Source organism: Sphingobacterium sp. 18053, from assembly GCF_902706145.1.
GTDB classification, from domain to species: Bacteria; Bacteroidota; Bacteroidia; order Sphingobacteriales; family Sphingobacteriaceae; genus Sphingobacterium; species Sphingobacterium paramultivorum.
Window position 1 is genome coordinate 311,659 of record NZ_CACSJW010000005.1, and the last position, 15,081, is coordinate 326,739.

Annotated in this window: 12 protein-coding genes; 8 read left to right on the forward strand and 4 right to left on the reverse strand. The window is 42.0% G+C overall.

From position 1 onward, the window contains the following. Positions 1-412: 412 nt before the first annotated feature. The 8 genes from GVK91_RS13755 to GVK91_RS13790 all read left to right on the forward strand — a co-directional run bounded on the left by GVK91_RS13755 (position 413) and on the right by GVK91_RS13790 (position 12,658). Positions 413-961, forward strand: coding sequence for an RNA polymerase sigma-70 factor (locus GVK91_RS13755; protein ID WP_159729390.1), 549 nt, complete (start codon positions 413-415; stop codon positions 959-961). An 84-nt stretch (positions 962-1,045) separates the two neighbouring features. Beyond that, entirely contained in the window at positions 1,046-2,239 is a 1,194-nt protein-coding gene (locus tag GVK91_RS13760) for a FecR family protein (RefSeq protein ID WP_159729392.1), read from the forward strand. Between the two features lie 150 nt (positions 2,240-2,389). Further along, on the forward strand, positions 2,390-5,917 hold the full coding sequence (locus tag GVK91_RS13765; protein ID WP_159729394.1) for a SusC/RagA family TonB-linked outer membrane protein: 3,528 nt from the start codon (positions 2,390-2,392) through the stop codon (positions 5,915-5,917). 11 nt (positions 5,918-5,928) lie between these two features. Next, positions 5,929-7,884, forward strand: a complete 1,956-nt coding sequence (locus tag GVK91_RS13770) for a RagB/SusD family nutrient uptake outer membrane protein (protein WP_159729396.1) — start codon at positions 5,929-5,931, stop codon at positions 7,882-7,884. 23 nt (positions 7,885-7,907) lie between these two features. Beyond that, positions 7,908-8,261 (forward strand): Ig-like domain-containing protein, encoded by a 354-nt coding sequence (locus tag GVK91_RS13775; protein ID WP_083663520.1) that lies wholly within the window; start codon positions 7,908-7,910, stop codon positions 8,259-8,261. Between the two features lie 273 nt (positions 8,262-8,534). Next, on the forward strand, positions 8,535-9,992 hold the full coding sequence (locus GVK91_RS13780; RefSeq protein ID WP_159729398.1) for a hypothetical protein: 1,458 nt from the start codon (positions 8,535-8,537) through the stop codon (positions 9,990-9,992). A 74-nt stretch (positions 9,993-10,066) separates the two neighbouring features. Continuing rightward, positions 10,067-11,407, forward strand: coding sequence for an alpha-L-fucosidase (locus GVK91_RS13785; protein WP_159729400.1), 1,341 nt, complete (start codon positions 10,067-10,069; stop codon positions 11,405-11,407). Positions 11,408-11,623: 216 nt separating this feature from the next. Continuing rightward, positions 11,624-12,658 (forward strand): leucine-rich repeat domain-containing protein, encoded by a 1,035-nt coding sequence (locus tag GVK91_RS13790; RefSeq protein WP_159729402.1) that lies wholly within the window; start codon positions 11,624-11,626, stop codon positions 12,656-12,658. 78 nt (positions 12,659-12,736) lie between these two features. On the opposite strand, the gene GVK91_RS13795 is transcribed toward GVK91_RS13790, so the two are convergent. From GVK91_RS13795 to GVK91_RS13810, 4 genes are all read right to left on the reverse strand, one after another. Next, entirely contained in the window at positions 12,737-13,150 is a 414-nt protein-coding gene (locus GVK91_RS13795; protein ID WP_159729404.1) for a hypothetical protein, read from the reverse strand. Positions 13,151-13,214: 64 nt separating this feature from the next. Beyond that, positions 13,215-13,991 (reverse strand): hypothetical protein, encoded by a 777-nt coding sequence (locus GVK91_RS13800; protein WP_159729406.1) that lies wholly within the window; start codon positions 13,989-13,991, stop codon positions 13,215-13,217. A gap of 68 nt (positions 13,992-14,059) precedes the next feature. After that, a complete protein-coding gene (locus GVK91_RS13805; protein ID WP_159729408.1) occupies positions 14,060-14,497 on the reverse strand; it encodes a DUF5958 family protein in 438 nt (145 codons plus the stop codon). Positions 14,498-14,666: 169 nt separating this feature from the next. Next, positions 14,667-15,047: a hypothetical protein gene (locus GVK91_RS13810; RefSeq protein ID WP_159729410.1), complete on the reverse strand. Its 381-nt coding sequence runs from the start codon at positions 15,045-15,047 to the stop codon at positions 14,667-14,669. Between the last annotated feature and the right edge of the window lie 34 nt (positions 15,048-15,081).

Sequence of the window (15,081 nt, forward strand, 5' to 3'; positions counted from 1 at the left end):
ATTAAATAGCAAAAATGAATGTATAAAGCTAATAAAATACAGGCAAAAAACCACAACGAATTTAACTCTATACATAAAAAATTAATAAAAAAAAGAAAGCTCTGCAATAGCACTCCCCGTAAGCCACTAGACAAATACCGATAAAAAAAGCTTTGATAGCTAAAAGGCGGCCGATCTACGAAGAGCAGGCCGCTTTTTCAGATAGACAAAGGGTACTTTACCACATCATGGCTCTTCCCTATGGAACAGATCGATGTCGGCAACAGAACAGTAGCGGGTACTCAAACGTTTTCGAAGAAATATAAGAACAGCTGCCTTTCTCAAATCCAAAACCTGAGCATATTTCCCTATATTTATACCCGTGCTCCCAGAGCTCCTGTTATGTCAATTTCTTTATACATCATCAAACAAGGTGGAAAATTTGCAGATAGCTTTACCTTACGATATTGAATCTCTTTTTCAGCAATACTACCGACAGCTTTGTCTCTTTGCAAACAATATCCTACACGACGAAGCTTTGGCTGAAGATGTTGTTCAGAGCTTTTTCGCAGGGCTCTGCGAGGGACGCAATATCTTGCCTGAGGAAGAACATGCACGCAAAAGCTACCTCTTCGTTTCCGTCCGAAATAATTGCCTCAAACACATCCGCAGTGAAAAAATAAAAAGTAAATACGTCGATCAGCTTGACAAAGATATGATCGAAGAGCAGACAGTCATGGATGCCATGATACAGGCCGAAGTCATAGACCAGCTCATGGAAGCCATTCATCAACTTCCTCAGGGCTGCAGACAGGTATTGCATATGGCCATCTTCGACAAACTCTCAAACGAAGAAATTGCGGGCAACCTGACCATCTCCATCAACACCGTCAAAAGTCAGAAAAAAAGAGCGATACAGCTTCTCAGATCACGTTTAGATGCACGAGCACTCCTCCTCTTGTTATTTTTAATAACTGAATAACAAGCATTTATAATTTTTATTTTTTTTCCTTCCATCCTTTTGCGCCCCCCGTGGCTCTTCTCTTTATACAGCCAATTGAACAACATGATGGATCACCAATTTATACTCGTAGATTTCTTAGTCAAGCACTTTAGCGGGACATTGAGTCAAGCAGATATGCAGGCTCTCCAAAAAATCTTTGAAGATGATCCGACCCTACGCGAACGATGGGAACGATATACCAGTCGGGGGCTCAGATCTAGCGATGCAGAGTTCTGGGATAGACTGGACCTGGATCAGGCTAGAGCGAAGATACTAAACTATACGTCGGCCAAACCAGCAAAACGACCATTACATACCCGCGGCATGCGCCGACTAAAGATCTATGCAGGTCTTGCTGCCAGCCTACTCATCTTTTTAGGTGTCGCATGGTTTCTAAACTCTGCTCCTCAGGACAAACAAATTGTCGCCGATCAAGTCTATCGGTATAACAACGATGTATTACCCGGCGGGCAGAAAGCCACGCTTACCCTCTCCAATGGTAAAACTATTGCGCTCTCTGACGAGCAGACGACTATAGAGGAAACGCATGGCGAACAGCTTCAGATCGTAGATGGCCAGTTGCATTACAAACCAAACAGCGGACAGGCCGAACTTGCAAGCCTAAAGAACACATTAAAAGTACCCGAATCGGGCTTCTATCGCATGGTCCTGCCCGATGGCACCAAAGTCTGGATCAATTCAGCTTCCGAGCTGAGCTATCCTTTGGCCTTTGGTAAATCGACCCGCAATGTGGAACTACGGGGCGAAGCCTACTTTGAAGTGGCCCACGAAAAAAATCGGCCCTTCATCGTCAGCACGACACACGGTGATATTAAAGTACTGGGGACCGCCTTTAATCTGACGGCCTACAGCAATGTGGCCTCCAATGTCACATTAATCAATGGAAGTATCCAGCTGACCAATAAAAATAATACGACCAAACAAATCGTACCTGGACAGAAAGTCGAATTCGACGGCAGCGTCATGCGCGTCTCTCAGGCAAATATTGAAAAGGAAACCGCCTGGCAACATGGCTATTTCTATTTCGAACACGACCAGATTCAGGACATTATGGAACAGCTGGCACGCTGGTATGATATCCAAGTTATCTACAAAGGACCAATCAGTAAGAAAAAGTTTGGCGGGAGCATGAGCCGAAGTGTAAGCCTCGCCGAAGCCTTAGAACTCATTAAACGCGGGGCCGGCCTTGAATTTGAAATTGACAGAAAAACCGTTACCGTAAAGAACAAAAACTAAAAAGATAAACCAATTTTTAAAAACCAAAGGAGGACCAAAGATGATTTAAATATTTACCTACTCCAACAAACATTGCTATTACTCTATTCGGCAGTGCTTGAATAACATCTATATGTGAATTAAACAAAAACCAACCCTATTACTGAAAATATGAATTACTTTATCAAATGTAAAGATTACCTATTCGGGAACCGAATGGCTGAACCTAGCTTTGCACCTCTCTTTTCCAAAAAGGTGAAAGCCACCCTTTTCCTGGGTTTACTATTTACCTATGGTGTCTACGGTAAAACCGAAGCCCAACAGGTTACCCTGCATATCAATAAAGGAAATCTAAAATCGGTCTTTACAGAAATCAAAAAACAGACCGGATATCATTTCTTTTATGACGAAAGTCTCTTTAATGATCTCAAGCAGGTAAATGTAGACGTCTCCAACCAAAAACTGGAAAACGTTCTCAAAAAGCTTTCAGACGAGTTGCCCCTGCAGTTTGAAATGCACAAAAACCATATTATTGTATTGTCAAGTGCGCCAAAGAGTATGCCTCAAACGCTGCAACAGCAATATACCATCAAAGGGCAATTGGTAGCAAAAAAAGATGGCAAGCCCATCGAAAACGCAACGATCAGCATCAACGGCGGCAACAGCAGAACATCTTCTGATAGTAAAGGAAACTTTTCCCTGCAAACAGTTCAGGCGGAAGGTACGCTGACCATTTCGCACCTTTCCTTCAAACCACAGACTGTGCGGTTTAACAGTGCAACAGCCAGTGCTTTGACAATAGCATTGGAGGAGAATGACAGTGCATTGGAGGAAGTTGTTGTTGTCGGATTCGGCACACAGAAGAAAGTCAACTTAACAGGAGCCATTTCACATGTTGGCAAAGAGGCCTTTGAAAATCGACCGGTAGCCAATATCGGGCAGGCTTTACAGGGTCTTGTTCCCAATCTAAACATCACCTTCGGAAATGGTTCTCCAAACAGCACACCTGGGTTTAACTTACGGGGTGGTACCTCCATGAATTACAATGGCAATACAGGAGTATTCGAATCCGTAAACGGAGACCCTTTGGTGATTATAGACGGCGTAGAGAGTTCTACCGGTGCCTTGAATCAGCTCAACCCGAATGATATCATGGACATGTCTTTTATCAAAGATGCATCTGCTGCCGCAATTTATGGTACAAAAGCAGCCTATGGGGTAATACTGGTACGTACCAAACGAGGTGAATTCAATCAGAAAGGCAAGATCGCCTACAACTTCGACTCCAACTTTGATACGCCCTCTGGACTACCTGATATCCTTAACGCGTATGAGATCCAAAAATCAGGCATGGACAGGACATTATGGACCAACGGCAAACCAGGTACTTCCGATGAAAAAAAGCTGGAGATGATCCAAAAGTACATGGACAATCCCACTCCCGAAAATGCATGGTATCAGGAAGGGAACAGCATTATTTGGGTAGCTAAAGTTAACCCATTTGAGGAAGCCGTCAAAAAATGGACGCCGATGCAAAAACATACGCTCAACCTCAGTGGTGGAGCCGAGTCCATTAACTATTATATTTCGGGTGGTATGCAGAATCAATCGGGTATGTACAAGATCAATACCGATAAACTGAAACGCTATAACGCCCTGATGAATATCAACGCCAAAGTGAATAACTGGTTCAGCGTTTTTGGAAAAATAGGTTTCGACCAAACAAATTTCAATAGCCCCTATATCGTTGGGGGCAAAGGCAGCATCTGGTCGGCTATGATGGGTGAGACGAACAAAAACATCAATATGCCTATCCAAACCGGTCCCAATGATCCGCTCCCCAATACCTATACAGACAATATTCTTGCCTGGCTGAGCTATGGTGCAAACAACCAGTCCATGGACAGAAGAGTATCCTTGTTGATTTCGCCGGAATTTACCTTGATACCGAATGCGCTGAAATTAAAGGCAGACCTCAGTTATCAGCCCCAGTCTTATAGTTTGAGCCGATACAGCCCCAAATTCAACCAAGTCGTAGACTCTTGGCAGTATACCTCTCAACAGGCCGAAGCGGCTGAAAACAGAGCGTATTTTGACAATAATAACACCAACAAATATCTGGTCAACATCTATGCTGATTATAAGAAAACCTGGGCAGAGAAGCATAATTTCGCTACTGTAGTCGGCTACAATCAGGAGCAGACAAAATATAATCAGATCACGAACACATTCAGAAAGTTGATCTCGCCAGATATACAAAACCCTGATGCCGCTGAGGACCCATCTCTGCATACGGTCTCCCGAAATGCCTACACGCTTGCGGGACGAGCACTATTTGGGCGTGTCAGTTACAACTTTGCAGAAAAGTACTTTGTTGAGAGCAATCTCCGCTATGATGGAAGTGCAAAGTTTACGGAAAAAGACCGATTTGTCACTTTTCCATCCTTTTCTGCCGGTTGGCGCATATCGCAGGAGAATTTTATGGCCGGAACTAAGAGCTGGCTCAACGAACTCAAATTGCGTGGAAGCTGGGGGAAATTAGGAAATCAGCCTTCATCCATCTATCCCTATCAAGCAACCATGAATACCGGCAAAGCGCCTTACTTAATCAACGGGCAGCAAATAGTCTATATCGATCCTCCGGGACTCGTATCCCCATACCTTACATTTGAGAAAGCCAGAACATGGAACGTCGGTTTTGATGGAACATTTCTCAAAAACAGGCTCGATGTAACATTTGAATATTACAATAGAAAGACCACCGATATCCTGACCGATGGCAGTGCCTCGTTTCCAACCACTTTGGGAACCGCTGCGCCACTGGAAAACTCAGGTATACTCGAAACCAAAGGATTTGAACTTTCTTTCCTTTGGAAGCAAACGATCAATGCGGACCTCCGCTACCGTGTAGGCCTCAACCTATCCGACTACCTCACCAAAGTACAGCATTACGCTGCCAACACCAGCATGATGATCACCAACTCTTCGGGCAGGGAGGTGATGTATGATGGTAAAACGATCGGCGAAATATGGGGTTACCGTACCGGTGGTATACTACAGGAAAGTGATTTCGCAGGTCGCAATCCAAGCAATGGCAACTGGATCTACAACGGAGCGTACCAGGGCACGTTATATCCAGGTTATATCTGGTACCAGGATCTTGGCGGACCGGAGGGAATTCCTGATGGAAAGATAGATGCCGGACTGAACACCTTGGCAAATCCAGGCGACCGTGTCGTTATTGGAAACTCTACACCACGTTATCGATTTGGTATCACTGGAAATGTCCAATATAAACATTTCGATCTCGACTTTTTGTTCCAAGGTGTGCTGAAACGTGATATCTGGGCCGGGCTATCTTCTTACTGGGGCGGAGGAGCAGGCTCAAAATGGATGTATGAGAGATCTTGGACACCAGACCGCACAGACGCTGAATTTCCAATGTACGGTTCTTCGGTCAATGTCCAGGACAGATACTTGATCAATGGCGCTTATCTGAGACTTAAACAGGCGGTATTGGGCTATACCCTACCGCAGGAGATGACCAAACGATTTGGTGTGGAGCGCCTGCGTTTCACGCTTGCCGGTTACAACATTTTTGAGCTCACAAAAATACCTACAATTTTTGACGTCGACCAGATATCTGCAGACTATCCACAAAAGAGATCAATTGCTTTTGGTGCCCAAATTGTTTTCTAACTAATACTACTATGAAAAAAAATATATCCAGATTAATCGTCATTGCCGCAGCATCCTCCTTATTGCTGACACAATCTTGTAACGATAAATTTTTACAGCTAAGTCCCGAGACCGATCTATCGAAGGACAACTCCTTACATACCGAAACGGAGTTGACATTATACCTCAATAATCTCTATAACCGCTATATTCTAGGACACGGTTCGGGCTGGGCTGATGCTAAAGTAAACCCCAATGTTGTCGGCGGCAGCCATTTATTGGCATCCGACTTTATGACCGACAATATGGTCCGCTACGGCAATATCAGCAGTATGATGGACAACACCTTTATTCCACCAAATGCTGGTACGTCGGTCGACTGGACTTGGGAAAACCTACGCTCAGTCAATTATTTCCTCAAAAACTACAGCAATGCTTTGCCCGCCGTCAACAATGACATCAGCAGACTGAACAAATATGTGGGCGAGGCCTATTTCTTTAAGTCGATGGATTACTACCGCAAGCTTATGCTTTTTGGAGATGTGCCCTGGTTTTCAAGCGACCTCAATATCGACAGCAAGGACCTTTACAAACCTCGGGATAAGCGAACAGTGGTTGCTGATTCTTTAATGAAGACAATCGATCTTGCTATTGCAGGTCTTGCAGGCATTACTGGCCGTCCAGACGGACGTATCAATCAGGATATGGCCTTGTTTTTAAAAGCGAGAATTGGCCTTTTCGAAGGCTCCTTTAGGACCTACCATAACGAGTTGTCTCTACAAAGCACAGCAAAACCTTTTTTGGAGGCAGCTGTGGATGCTTGCGAAAAAATCATCGCCTCAGGTCGCTATCAATTGTATGCTACGGGTGAAACTCCTTACTGGAAATTGTTTACATTCAAGAAAGATCCAAATTCCGACGGCAATAAAGAGGCTATCTTAGCCCGCGTTTATGATGGCACTGTTGTCGGTCACGCAACGCAGCGTTATTGGGATCAGAACAACAGTATTTCGGGCGGAAGACCTGCTGGAGGTGCAACACGGGGCCTGATCGATGAATATCTGTGTATTGACGGTAAACCGATCTATACGTCAGGATCCGCTGGCAGCTATACCGCCAACCCACTTTTCAAAGGTTACGACGGCCTATGGTCCGAACTCGAAAACCGGGATCCACGTCTGAAACAGACCATTAATTATCCCGGTGAAAATCGTTCCTTGTTTAATCGAACAGATGGGACGACCAGCCTCGAAAAAAATGGTATAACATATCCTCGGCTATCTTATAATGTCAGTGGTGGTACCACCGTAACCGGCTACTTACCTATTAAGCACTGGATGGGTGACCGTACCGAAAACGAAGCGACAACAAACGGACAACAAACGGCTATTGAATTCCGCTATGGAGAGGTATTGCTGATGTTAGCAGAAGCAAAAGCCATTTTAGGTACTTTGACGCAGAACGACCTAGATAGAACAATCAATCTATTGCGTCAACGCGCGGGATTTGACTTTGCGAAATATCCGAGCAGCAAACTCGAGCTTGGCAACCTCCCTGCCGATCCAAGGCTCGATGAGATCTATGCTGCAAAACTTGATTATTCCGTTAGCCCCATCATCCGTGAAATAAGAAGGGAACGTCGTATCGAGATGGTCCTGGAAGACCGTCGATATGAAGACTTGATGCGTTGGAAGGCCGGCAACCTGATGACGGTTCCGTTACGGGGTATGAAATTTACAGCTGAAAAAGGAAAATTGTACGATGGGACACATACCGCCAAACCTATTATCGCCCTAAAAGAAGAAGTCAATAAAGACATCTTTTTAGATAATAACGGATTTATCATCGCTTATCCGCGGAGTGCCAACATTGCTGATGGTGTCGCCTTATGGGCAGATTACCGCTACTATTGGCCGTTACCTTTATACGATCTCACTTTAGATGGTAATCAGCTGGTTCAAAATCCGGGATGGCTGGGTGCAAAATAATACGTATTAAAAGAAATAACATTATGAAAATTAAAGCATATATCTACCTGTCGATTAGCCTCCTATGTGTAACTATGGGGTTGAACGCATGCAAAAAGGACCTGGGGCCCATTAAAGACAACTTGACTGTTCGGGAAGCTGTACTTTCTGGAGGTTTCATGCAGATTCCTGTTAAAATCGGAACGCCGCTTCAGATCAATCTGGCAGTCAATCCGGGAAACCGCAGTGTCACTGAGGCGACCTATACCAGCAAACATCCAGAAATCGCAACATATAGCAATACAGGCTTGGTTACCGGCTTAACCGTCGGTAAGGATACCATCACCATACGATCTGGCGAACTCCATGTTTGGTATATTGTCAATGTAACCAAATAATAGCGGACATATAAACAAGTCAAAAGAATAATGGTAAGAGATGACCATTTGTTTATTTAGTGTTTAGTTTAGACTATCAGACAAACCCGTCTGGTAGTCTTCTTCTGACCAAATAACATTTATTCGCTTTACCGTTTTTCAATTTATAGAAACGGTTTACTTAGTTCCAAACCCCTGTAAAACAAACCCTATTTCTTACTATAGGCTTGTATTTTGAGTAGTTATAAGCCACCAATATACATTAACAATTATAAATTATTTACTTCAAAAATTATGACAAAACAAACAAAAAGATGGATGCAGATCATGAAAGGATTTGCATTGTCCACCGCGGTCCTCTCACTTTTTTTCGCCTGTTCAAAGCCATTGGTAGAGCAAAATGCAGCAGAAACTCAACGTTTAAAAGCGTCATCGAATGGTGCCATAGACACCACTCTTTCCAACCTTACCTTTGTGACTAATCCAGTAAATCTCAATATCATCATGTTTGTACCCACAGACAATCCAGCGTTGCCTAACTATAAAACACGGTTATCCCAGCTGTTTGTCCATTTCCAGGATTGGCTGCATAATGAGATGGGTCGCTATGGTTATAGCAGCTATCTGGGTCTGGCAAAAGATTCTGCAGGCCTAGTTAACATCATTGAAATACCGGCCGCAGGAGCTCAAGCGGACTACCCCTACAGCTCGGCCGTATCCGCTGGTAAAATTATAAATGAGATCAATATCTACAGAGCTGCCCATCCAAGCCAATTTTCATCCAACAATCACTATCTAGTGCTGTTGCCTGCAAGAACAGATGGCGATAACAGCCAACCATTCTATGGCTATGGAAAATACTGCTTTGCAGTAGATAATTCCTCCATGTCTGTCAATGGAATTCCAAATCCTAGCTCAAACTATCTCGGTGGCATGCTACATGAATTGGGCCATGGATTAAATTTGCCCCACAACCGCGCTAAATATGTCAGTGAAGAACCTACATTGGGCACATCATTGATGGGAAGCGGCAATGTGAGTTTTAGCAAGGGACAGCCTACATTTCTAACCGGCTCTGATGCAGCAATTCTCAACAGAAATGAAGTTTTTCAACCTGCAGTGGCAACAGCTAGCCCTTATCAGGCACCTACATATTCGGTACAACCTCAATTTGCCATTGACAACAGCCAGCAAAAAATCTTTATTACTGGAAATTATACGTCCAATTTGCCTGTGAGTGAGATATTGGTTTATATGGATCCCAATGTAAACAACGAAGGCACAGGGGCCAACAAAGATTACAATGCAGTTACCTGGAAATTTGCCCCCGTTTCCTCTGGAGTCATCCAAGGAACTATAGATCTGAATGAGCTTTACTACAAAGGCAATACACCTTATGAGCTTAAGGTAAAATTATTATTGCAAAATGGCTACACAACTTCTAATGTTTACGAATTTAACTATGTCAATGATCTCATGACAACCAATCAAGATTCGGTGTATACCTATTCCAATGCGTCCTATGCCGGTGTGAAAGGAAGCTTTGGCAAAGGGCAGTATACTACTTCAGATTTATTGGCAAAAGGCGTGACAGACAATAGCATCTCTTCCATTAAAGTTGGCGCCAATGTTAAAGTAACTTTATACAACGGCAATAATTTTACAGGCGATAGCCTTGTCGTCACCTCTTCATCGACCTATCTCTCGACTTTTAACGATAAGGTTTCGTCCATGAAAGTACAAAACCGTTAGAAAACTTGGGAAATACGATGCATAAATTATTTTTAACAAACACAAGTAGATTACTGGCTCTGGTACTATCCTTCATGGCATTAAAAGTGTCGGGCCAGCCCGCTCCTTGGTTTACCGACAGTAAATTCGGTCTGTTTTTGCACTGGGGGCTCTATTCCCAGACTGCGGGCGACTGGAATGGCCATCCCACCAAAGGCGGCGAGCATTTTATGCTCTACGAACGCATACCCGTCAAGACCTATGCAAAGATCGCCGATCAGTTTAATCCAACAGACTTTGATGCCGACCGTTGGGCTCAGATGGCCCACGATGCCGGCATGAAATACCTGGTGATCACAGCCAAACACCATGATGGATTTGCGATGTATAACTCAGCCGTCAGCGACTATAACATCGTCAAGCGCAGCCCTTGGGCAAAAGATCCGATGAAGGAGCTCGCCGTGGCCTGTAAGAAATACGGTCTCAAGCTCTGCTTCTATTATTCCCTTGGCCGCGACTGGGAGAACCCCGATGTACCCACCAACTGGCCTGTCAAAGCCGGGCGCAGCAATACCTGGGATTATCCCGACGAAGATGCCAAAGACCTCAACAAATACGTCGAAAATAAGGTAAAACCGCAGCTGCGCGAATTGCTGACACAGTATGGTCCTATCGGTATTATCTGGTTTGATACTCCCGAGCTGATCACCAAAAAACAAAGTCAGGAAATCAAAGATCTGATCCATTCCATTCAGCCCGACTGTATCATCAACAGCCGGATAGGCAATGGGCTTGGCGATTATGCTGTTGTTGAGCAGTCGCTGGTTTCTACTGCACGGAAGAACTGGGAAGCCTGCATCACGATGAGTGAAAATTGGGGTTACAATAGACATGACACAAAATGGAAAAGCCCCGAGCTGCTGGTCCGCAACCTTATTGAAGTCGTGAGCAAGGGGGGCAACCTGCTGCTCAATGTAGGCCCCAAAGGCGATGGTACCTGGCCAGTCGAAAGCCAGGAAAACCTACATGCTATAGGAAGCTGGATGAAAACCAATGGTGAAGCGATTTACGGCACCACGGTCTGGAGCGGAGTCAAACAAGCCCTGCATACCTTGCCGTCGGACAATAAAGCAACCGAAAAGGATAAAGCCAGTATGAAAGATGCTGTGAATGATGCAACGTCGAAAGAAATCGTGTCAGACTACCGCTTTACGCAGAAAGGGAAAAGTGTTTATCTTTTTGTGCGTAGTCCTTCAACGGCCACGATCGACATCCCGGAACTTGCAAAAAGCAGCCTCTACATCAAAAGTTTAGCGCTTCTCGGCAGTTCCTCAAAGGTGAAATGGACACAAGGAAGAGATGTCCTACAGCTGTCTTTACCCACTGTCAAAGACCCAGAAATCCCGATTTACGTATACAAGATCGAAACGAAATAGCCCAGCGCCTATTTCACCAATCGTCTTACTCCCTTTAACAATAAGCTCCCTGATCATTAAATTATCAGGGAGCTTTTACGATTCACAACGAAGCCCAAACCATTATTCATCCAGGTGCAACGAATCGTAAGCCAAAGCGATCGGATATAAATCCACAGAAAAGAGCAGTCTTAAAATGTGCATCTTTGCTTCAACGACAAAAGACAAAGCACACACATGAAAAAATATATTATCGTATTCAGTCTATCCTTACTTACGTTAAGCGTCTCGGCGCAAAAGAAAAAGAAAAAACAGGGCCCGCCACCAGTGGTGAAACCTATCCCCGAGCCACCAAAAGTGATCGAACAGGCAGGTACTTCGGAAAGCATGCCTGTTATGATATCCATGCCCATGCGGGCGGCAGATCAGGTGCGCATCAAAAAGACGGATGGGCAAGAACTCAATCTGGAGAAACTGGAGGAATTAGTAAGCACAGACCTTGCTCAGGTAAAAACCTTATCCCTGGGTTCTTCCATCTCCGGAAAGAAGCTCAGCAGCGAAATCCTGCAAAAGATTATGGACGAAGGCAATCAAATGGAGTCACTGGAAATTAGCAATCTAGACATCAGCACATTTCCTGAAATCACAGCCGCCCATCCTAAACTTAAAAAGATCGCGTTAAGCAGAAATAATCTCAGTATACTTCCCGCAAGTATTTCCAATTTGACAGCGTTGGAAGAATTCGACTGCAATAATCCCTTGACGGGTTTGCCTTCAACCTTTGCACAACTCAAAAACTTAAAACAGCTCGGGCTTAACGGGAATCTGTTCAGCACTTTTCCCAAAGAAATTTTTAGTTTGAACAAGCTGTCTTTCCTATACCTTTCGGGCAATTATAAAGGTGAGACCAAGCTGACATATCTGCCTGATCTATTTGCGCAGTTGCCCGAACTAAAAGAACTCGGCATAGAACATGCGGGGCTATCGACACTGCCAAAATCTATTGCTGCATTAAAGAAACTAGAAAAGGCCAATTTTTCTTTCAATCAATTTACAAGCTTCCCCGCCGCATTGTACAATAATCCCAAACTGGTGTTTGTACCATTTACAAATAATCCCCTTCAATGGGAACCATTTTTGGCTTCTGTCAAAAAAATAAAATGGAGCGGTCTCTTCTTTTTGAACGATACAGGGCTTAGCAAAAAACAGTACGAACAGGTACAGCAGATCCTTAACAAGACAGACGTCTATTATGATGAGATGAATGATTAAACATTTTTAAAGTTAGCCCAAAAGATAATTGTTGGGCTAACATTCGAAATTATTCATTCCAAATTACACGCGATACAATTATTGTTCATGAAATTTATCTTTAATTTCTTTTGCTAAATTTGGAATATCAACAATAGCTTGATCAATCATTTTTCGATATAAATTTTCTCCATATTTTGCTACTAAATGCTCATTTAAATCACCGCTCGCTGGCCTTCCCTCACTATAAACATAAGTAGGCAAAATCAAATAATTTGGCACATCATCAAAGGTTATCATTTCCCATGACAACAGCCCTTTAAAATCTTTTACAGCATCCCTGATTTTGCTATATATAACATCATTTTTATCTTTTTCCTTAAATCTGAAACGTAGAAATGGGTATCCCGCATACCGATCATCTATTGACATCATTGATATTCTACTTGTCGCAATCGGGCAGATATCATTTAATGTAAAAAACAAAACTCTATTTATTTCTTCAAAATCCATATTACAGTCGTTTAATTTAATGGCAATGTTAGTCTGACAGTATTTTTGCCTTGAATTTTAAAAATCAAAAGTCATCAGACATTATTAATTCGGAAAAAGTGCGTTTTGAAAGATTAATTTCTAATTTCCCATAGGTACCTTCATATGTGGGCGAATCAAAAGAAATTATAGGATAGTACCTAAAAAAATCCTTAAGAGATTTATTATTCTTTAAGAAGATATTTACGTCAACAAGTACACTATCCGAATTACTATAAACTTTCAATTGTTTGTAAAATGCATTATTACCCTCTTTATTTTTCAAAATTGACGTTAGAACAGAATCAATAAAAATTAAATCTCTTTGATTCAGATTATAACTATTATCAAAAACAGAATCCTTTGGAGCATTGAAAATTGCATAATCATGAAACCTCTTTTGATCGAAATAATTTATACTATAGGTATTCCCTTTTTGTAACCGTAGCCTCCTAAAAAAACTATCCCCTATATATAAATCCATAAAGCCATTTTTTAGTAAAGCCTTATCAACCTGTCTAAAACCAGGATTAAAGAAGAAAGTATTTCCATCTATTCTAGTTTTACCCTTAACAGTATTATCTGCCAACAATAGCGAATTTTCTTTAGGATCTATTAATTCCAACGTAACAGAATCAAGACCTAGGGAATAATCAATTACCCGATATGAGGAGTCTTCTCGTATTTCAATAGCGTAATCCGAAGCACCAAACATATCACTATTGACTGTTACGGCCTCAACCAAAACATGATCTTTAGGGGTACTATTACAAGAAACTGTAAAAATTACGACGACCATGCAAATAAATGCGCTTCCTCTCATAAATCTCATTATTTTCCCAATTTTAATAGAACAGACATAACCCTCGGCTGATTTATTCGAGCCCAACTTCATACCCTCCTTCCTTCAGATACCATTATCTTCTCAAGCTTTTCATGATCAGACAAATCCCAATACCACCATTTGTGAGAATTGTCTTTTTCATCAATAAATCTTCTCTCATAAGCTACTTTAAATAAATTTAAAAGCAGCACAAATGCTTTTGTTAACTCATATTCCGGCAGATTTATAATTTTTTTCAAATTATGGTTTGCAACTCCTCTTTTAAGTAGAACGCAGGGGGTAAAAGTGGACTTTAAATCACTTTTTATAATCGCGGGTTCAATATCTCCTTCCTCCGGTTTTGACTGCATAATTAGAAAAAGAAGTTCGTTTAGAAATTTCTTTTTCGTCATCAATTCAAGTAATCTAAAACTAGTTGTTAATTGATCAATTGCAATCAAACCTTGTCCAAACCGATTGACTAAAATTTGGTCTTCTAATTTCATGTTTACATAAGTACGGATAAATAGTCACATGAACTTGGTTCTCTTTTTAACAACAACAACAACAAGAGTATGCATGTCGTTTTTTTCATATCTAGTCTCTCAACCCTAAAAACTATATCATCAATTAAATTGAAGTAAATAGACGCTTTAGTGCTGTAAATTTTTATTTTCAAAATTTTATTCTCTCGATCATAATTGAGCCAATTATCATAAAAAAGAAACTCACAATTAAAGTGAAAAGAGCAATTGTTCTTTTTACATAGACCTGCGATTTACTTAAACTTTTATAGTATTTCTCAAATACAGGATTTCTCACGGTTTGTTCAATGGGTGAACGGCCAATTAAAATGACTAATAGACTATAGATCATAATACCAAATGCCATAAAGATAGGCTCTTTAACACCTACTAATTTTAAAAATAAAAAGACAAATACTTCCCCTAAATAGATTACTTTACTTAAGAATAAATAAGCTAGCCCGGGAACTACATTTTCTGTCTTCCTCTTTCCTGCAAACCATTTTGACAGCACAAAATCTAACTGTAACATTCTATTAATCATACCTTTGCTTCCTACAAGCAAC

Bases quoted from the DNA above. Each gene is read 5' to 3' on its own strand.
- GVK91_RS13760 (WP_159729392.1), top strand. From the start codon at position 1,046: ATGATGGATCACCAATTTATACTCGTAGATTTCTTAGTCAAGCACTTT.
- GVK91_RS13765 (WP_159729394.1), top strand. From the start codon at position 2,390: ATGAATTACTTTATCAAATGTAAAGATTACCTATTCGGGAACCGAATG.
- GVK91_RS13770 (WP_159729396.1), top strand. From the start codon at position 5,929: ATGAAAAAAAATATATCCAGATTAATCGTCATTGCCGCAGCATCCTCC.
- GVK91_RS13775 (WP_083663520.1), top strand. From the start codon at position 7,908: ATGAAAATTAAAGCATATATCTACCTGTCGATTAGCCTCCTATGTGTA.
- GVK91_RS13780 (WP_159729398.1), top strand. From the start codon at position 8,535: ATGACAAAACAAACAAAAAGATGGATGCAGATCATGAAAGGATTTGCA.
- GVK91_RS13785 (WP_159729400.1), top strand. From the start codon at position 10,067: ATGGCATTAAAAGTGTCGGGCCAGCCCGCTCCTTGGTTTACCGACAGT.
- GVK91_RS13790 (WP_159729402.1), top strand. From the start codon at position 11,624: ATGAAAAAATATATTATCGTATTCAGTCTATCCTTACTTACGTTAAGC.
- GVK91_RS13795 (WP_159729404.1), bottom strand. From the start codon at position 13,150: ATGGATTTTGAAGAAATAAATAGAGTTTTGTTTTTTACATTAAATGAT.
- GVK91_RS13800 (WP_159729406.1), bottom strand. From the start codon at position 13,991: ATGAGAGGAAGCGCATTTATTTGCATGGTCGTCGTAATTTTTACAGTT.
- GVK91_RS13805 (WP_159729408.1), bottom strand. From the start codon at position 14,497: ATGAAATTAGAAGACCAAATTTTAGTCAATCGGTTTGGACAAGGTTTG.
- GVK91_RS13810 (WP_159729410.1), bottom strand. From the start codon at position 15,047: ATGTTACAGTTAGATTTTGTGCTGTCAAAATGGTTTGCAGGAAAGAGG.